We start from the raw sequence: 5,987 nt of genomic DNA, 5'->3' as shown, positions 1-5,987 counted from the left end.
GACCAATACCAGAACGTGGCCAAGCGCGCAGGCGTTCAGAAGCTGACGCCAGCGCGTGCCCTGGTAGCTGAAGCAGTGCGCCGCTACTGGGTGCTGGGCATGGAATGCAGTCTGCTGGAAGTGCAGAAGCTGGCCTGGTTTCTGGAGCGCTGCCTTGACCACTTGGGGTTGCGCAACGAGCTGAAACTCAACTTCATAGCTCATCGCTACGGCCCGTTCGCCCCGAACCTCAACCACCTCCTCAACAGCCTGGACGGCAGCTATCTGCGGTCCGACAAGCGCATCGCCGATGCCGGGCCCCTGGATGCGATCGGCTTCGACGACGGGCGCAAGGAGTTGGTGCAAGGCTACCTGAGGAGTGAGGCCAGGGACGTGGCGCCCGCGCTCGAACTGGTGAGCCAGGTGATTGACGGTTTCGAGTCGCCATTCGGCATGGAGTTGCTGGCCTCGGTCGACTGGCTGCTGAGCCGCGAAGGCGTACTGCCCGAGGTACCAGCGCTGCTAGAAGGATTGGCCAACTGGCCCGCGGATGGTGCCGCTGGTGCCGGCAAACGCAAGAGCGAGATCTTCGACGAACGCTCGGTGCGCATCGCCTTGCAGCGATTGCTGAGTACCCCGCTCTACGCACACGCCTGATGAGCCATTCTGGCGCGTAGCATCCCGTCGCTCCACCGCCGAGTGACGGGTCAGGAATCCTCATGATGGGCTGGAAGCTCGAGGAAACGATGGCTCGCACGGCGTTTACCCAGTGAAAATGCCTAAACTCTCACGATGGGTTCGGCAAGTCGGGACTGAGGCAGCTAAGGCTTCGCACCTTCTGATTTGAGAACGCACGCATCAGATCCCCTCGCCTCCCTTCCGAGCGACGGGCTTACTAGGCGAAAATGCGTCGAGGGAGCTCACGTTGCATGAACAAAAACTCGCTGTCCGAACGCGACATCTGCACAAAGTTCATCGCACCCGCCATCACGGCCGCCGGTTGGGACATCCACCGGCAGGTGCGCGAGGAAGTCAGCTTCACTAAGGGCCGCATCATCGTTCGGGGCAAGCTGCACAGCCGAGGCAAGTCGCGCCGTGCCGACTTCATCCTGTACCACCAGCCGAACCTGCCCCTGGCCGTGATCGAGGCCAAAGACAACACCCACACGGTAGGCGACGGCATGCAGCAGGCGCTCGACTATGCCGAAACGCTCGATGTCCCCTTCGCGTTCTCCAGCAACGGCGACGGCTTTCTATTTCATGACCGCACTAGCAATGCCTCCCTCACCGAAACCGAGCTAGCGCTGGATGAATTCCCGAGCCCTGCCGAACTCTGGCAGCGCTACTGCGTTTGGAAAGGCCTCGACGCCGAAACCAGCCGAAAGGTCGAGGCTCCGTACTTCGAAGATGGCACGGGCCGGATGCCCCGTTACTACCAGGTCAACGCCATCAACCGCACGGTTGAAGCGGTCGCACGTGGCCAGAACCGCGTGCTGCTGGTCATGGCCACCGGCACCGGCAAAACCTACACGGCGTTCCAAATCATCTGGCGCCTGTGGAAGAGCCGCCAGAAGAAGCGCATCCTGTTCCTGGCCGACCGCAACATCCTGGTCGACCAGACCAGAAACAACGACTTCAAACCCTTCGGTGCGGCGATGACCAAGATCGCCAAGCGGCAGATCGACACGTCTTACGAGATCTACCTGTCGCTGTACCAAGCCGTGTCCGGCGCCGAAGAAGACAAGAACATCTACAAGCAGTTCTCACCGGATTTCTTTGACCTGGTGGTCATCGACGAATGCCACCGGGGCAGTGCAGCCGAGGACTCGGCCTGGCGCGAGATCCTGGCTTATTTCTCCAGCGCCACACACGTCGGCCTCACCGCCACACCGAAGGAAACCAAGGAGATCTCCAGCATCTTTTATTTCGGTGAGCCGGTCTACAGCTACAGCCTCAAGCAGGGCATCGCCGACGGCTTCCTGGCACCCTACAAGGTGGTGCGCATCGACTTCGACAAGGATCTGCAAGGCTGGCGGCCACCGGCCGGCATGCTCGACAAGAACGGCCTGCCCATCGAGGATCGCATCTACAACCTCAAGGACATGGACCGGTCTCTCGTGCTCGAAGCCCGCACCCAGCTGGTCGCCGAGAAGATCACCTCCTTCCTCAAGGCCAGTGACCCCTTTCAGAAGACCATCGTCTTCTGCGACGACATCGACCATGCCGAGCGCATGCGCCAGGCCCTGGTGAATCTGAACGCCGACCACGTGCGGGTGAACCGCAAGTACGTCATGCGCATCACTGGCGACGAGCAAGAGGGCAAGGCCGAGCTGGACAACTTCATCAACCCCGAAGAGCGCTACCCGGTGATCGCCACCACCAGCAAGCTGATGACCACGGGTGTGGATGCGCAGACGTGCAAGCTGATCGTGCTGGACCAGCACATCAAGTCGATGACCGAGTTCAAGCAGATCATCGGCCGCGGCACCCGCATCAACGAGGACCATGACAAGTTCTGGTTCACCATCATGGACTTCAAGAAGGCCACCGAGCTGTTCGCCGACCCGGCCTTCGACGGTGATCCGGTGCAAGTCTACGAGCCCAAGGGTGATGAATCACCTGTCCCGCCAGACGACGTACCCGATCCAACCGATGGCGACGGCCTGGACGGCGGCGAGCCGAAAGACGGTGGCGACACCCCGCCAGACGATGGCACTGGAGGAGGCAGCGGTGGTGGCGGGCGCATCAAGTACGTGGTCGGCGAGGTCTCTGTCTTCATCGTCGCAGAGCGCGTGCAGTACTACGGTCCGAGTGGCAAGCTCATCACCGAGTCCCTGCGGGACTACACCCGCAACTGCGTCAACAAGCAGTTCGGCACGTTGGACGCCTTTCTGCGCCGCTGGTCAGATGCTACTCAGAAGAAGGCAATCATCGACGAGCTGGCCGCGCAAGGTGTGCTGTGGGAGGCGCTGGCTGAAGAAGTCGAGGCCAAGCAGGGCAAGCCCCTGGACGCCTTCGACCTGATCTGCCACGTTGCCTTTGACCAGCCCCCGCTCTCTCGCAGAGAGCGCGCCGACAACGTCAAGAAGCGCAACTACTTTGCCAAGTACCAAGGGGCGGCGCGCCAGGTGCTGGAGGCGCTGCTCCAGAAGTACGCCGACACAGGCCTTGAGCCCATCGAGGACATCAAGATCCTGCAGCTCGACCCCTTCAGCCGCATTGGCGCGCCGATCGAACTAGTCGAGGCCTTTGGCGGCAAGGCCGCGTATGCCGCAGCAATTGCCGAGCTGGAGACGCAGTTGTACGCCTGATCCATCGTGCCATGGACGCGCCGAGCACCCCCTCTTTACGCTGGCCCGGTGCCAGCGCTGACGTTTCAGATCCGATTCCCACATGTCCATCAGCGGTTCCATCAAATCCATCCAAGACATCATGCGCAAGGATGTCGGCGTCGACGGTGACGCCCAGCGCATTGGCCAGCTGGTCTGGTTGCTGTTCCTGAAAATCTTCGATGACCGTGAGCAGGAGTGGGAGTTGTTGGACGACAGCTACCGCTCACCGCTGCCGGACGAGTACCGCTGGCGCAACTGGGCGGCCGACCCCGAAGGCATCACCGGCGAAGAGCTGAAGAGCTTCATCGACAACGAGCTGTTCCCGACGCTGCAAAGGTTGGAGACCTACAGCACCACGCCGGCCGCCTTCGTGGTGCGTGGCGTGTTCGAGGACGCATACAACTACATGAAGTCCGGTCAGTTGATTCGGCAAGTGATCAACAAGATCCAGGAAAGCGTCAACTTCAACAGGGCGCAGGAGCGCCACGCCTTCGGCGACATGTACGAGCCACGCCTTCGGCGACATGTACGAGCAACTGCTGCGCGACCTGCAAAGCGCGGGCAACGCCGGCGAGTTCTACACGCCACGCCCGGTCACCGAGTTCATGGTGCGCATGGTCGACCCCCAGCTAGACGAGAAAGTCATGGACCCTGCCTGCGGCACCGGCGGCTTTCTCACCTGCACCATCGAGCACAAGCGCCGGCGCTATGTAAAGACGCTCGAGGACGAGCGCGTCCTGCAGGCCAGCATCCATGGGGTGGAGAAAAAGCCGCTGCCGCACCTGCTGGCCACCACGAACATGATCCTGCACGGCATCGAGGTGCCCAGCCAGATCCGCCACGACAACACGCTGGCCAAACCGCTGATCGCCTGGGGTCGAAGGGATCGCGTGCACTGCATCGTTGCCAACCCGCCCTTCGGCGGCATGGAAGAAGACGGCATCGAGAACAACTTTCCGCAGGCCTTCCGCACGCGCGAAACGGCTGACCYGTTCCTCCTGCTCATCATGCATTTGTTGCGCGACGGCGGCCGCGCCGCCGTGGTGCTGCCAGACGGTTTCCTGTTCGGCGAGGGCATCAAGAGCCGCATCAAGGAAAAGCTGCTCGCCGAATGCAACCTGCACACCATCGTCCGGCTGCCCAACGGCGTGTTCAACCCGTATACCGGCATCAAGACCAACCTGCTGTTCTTCACCAAGGGTACGCCGACGAAAGACATCTGGTTCTACGAGCACCAGTACCCGGCCGGGGTCAAGAACTACAGCAAGACCCGGCCCCTGCGAATCGAGGAGTTCGACATCGAACAAACCTGGTGGGGCAGCGAGGCCGATGGTTTTGCCACCCGCGTTAAAGGTGAGTTCGCCTGGAAGATCAGCGCCGAGGAGATCAAAGCCCGTAACTACAATCTCGACTGCAAGAACCCTCACGTCAGCGAGCAAGTCAACCATGACCCGGCGCAACTGCTCAAGGACCACGCGCGCATTCAGGCTGACATCCACGGCCTGCGCGAGCAGTTAAAAACGGCGCTGGCCGCCAGCCTCACCCAATCCCGTGACGCCGCCGACTTCCGCGCCAATTGGCAACAACTGGTCGAGCATTTCCATACGCTCTTCACCACCGAGGCCAGCATTGGCGCGCTTAAGCAGACAGTGTTGCAGCTTGGTGTTAGAGGGAAATTGGTTCCTCAAAACCGGGGCGGTGAAACAGCAGTGGCTTTCCTCAAGAGTCGTGGCATCAAGACGTACTCGCACGAGTTGCCCGGTTGGGCGTCCGTACCCCTCGGCAGTCTAGGCACCGTGTTGGGCGGCGCCACTCCAAGCAAGGCAAATCCCGCCTTCTGGTCTGGTGACATCCCGTGGGTCTCACCGAAGGACATGAAGCGGGCCGTGATCTCGGACGCCGAGGACCACGTATCACCTGAAGCTGTTTCGGGCTCAGCCCTCAAATTCATCCCACCGGCCAGCATCCTGATGGTTGTGCGCGGAATGATCCTTGCGCACTCGTTTCCCGTTGCACTGACAGAGAAGACCGTCACGATCAACCAGGACATGAAAGCACTTGTCCCACCGATCGAAATGGCGCGATACCTGCTGTTGTACCTTCAGGCACGCAAGCCGGAAATGGTCAGCTTAGTAGATCGCTCCAGCCACGGCACTTGCAAGCTCGTATCCGACAAACTATGGGCGCACGCGGTCGCAGTGCCTCCGCTCGCAGAGCAAGAGCGCATTGTCGCCAAAGTAGATGAACTGCTGAGCTTGTGCGATCAGCTAAAGCGCTGCCTGGCTACAGCCCGCATGAGCCATGAACACTTGGCGCAGGTACTCGTCGAGCTGACAACAGCGGAAGAGGCATGAAGCCGAAATGGCGTCGGCCAATCCTGCTGGTGCAGCGCCATTCAAATGGAAGACATCAGGGAGAAGGAGCATGAACCGGACCGAAGCACTATTGTCGAAGGGCTACTTTCCGTCTCAGTTGCCCCCAGCGTTCACCACCCATCAATTGGCTTCGCACCTGCCAGCGCTCGAAGCGCTCTGGGCGGTCAACGCGACAAATGCGAAGGCTCCAGCCTGCAAGCCGGAACTTTTTAGTGTTGCCCGTGCTGGACACCAGCGGCGTATGACCAGCATCACCAACCCGGTGCCGCAGACCTTTTTGGCTACGTTCGTCGCCCGGCAC

General features: G+C 60.9%; 3 protein-coding genes and 2 pseudogenes. All 5 read left to right on the top strand.

Annotation, left to right across the window (positions count from 1 at the left end; translation table 11 throughout):
• Positions 1-636 (top strand): annotated as a pseudogene (locus AC1D12_RS22200) (type II toxin-antitoxin system antitoxin DNA ADP-ribosyl glycohydrolase DarG); the annotation flags it as partial.
• Positions 637-908: 272 nt separating this feature from the next.
• Positions 909-3,290 carry an EcoAI/FtnUII family type I restriction enzme subunit R gene (gene hsdR, locus AC1D12_RS22195; protein ID WP_477842885.1) on the top strand — a complete coding sequence of 794 codons (2,382 nt, stop codon included), beginning with the start codon at positions 909-911 and terminating at the stop codon, positions 3,288-3,290.
• A gap of 82 nt (positions 3,291-3,372) precedes the next feature.
• Positions 3,373-4,861 (top strand): annotated as a pseudogene (locus tag AC1D12_RS22190) (type I restriction-modification system subunit M); the annotation flags it as partial.
• Between the two features lie 99 nt (positions 4,862-4,960).
• On the top strand, positions 4,961-5,665 hold the full coding sequence (locus AC1D12_RS22185) for a restriction endonuclease subunit S (RefSeq protein ID WP_477842887.1): 705 nt from the start codon (positions 4,961-4,963) through the stop codon (positions 5,663-5,665).
• A gap of 70 nt (positions 5,666-5,735) precedes the next feature.
• The coding region (locus tag AC1D12_RS22180) for a hypothetical protein (protein ID WP_477842884.1) at positions 5,736-5,987 on the top strand (252 nt) is incomplete at its 3' end.

This window comes from Rhizobacter sp. P1_G5 (genome assembly GCF_056405435.1).
The sequence above is the reverse complement of the archived record's forward strand: the minus strand, read 5'-3'. Positions and strand labels throughout refer to the sequence as shown.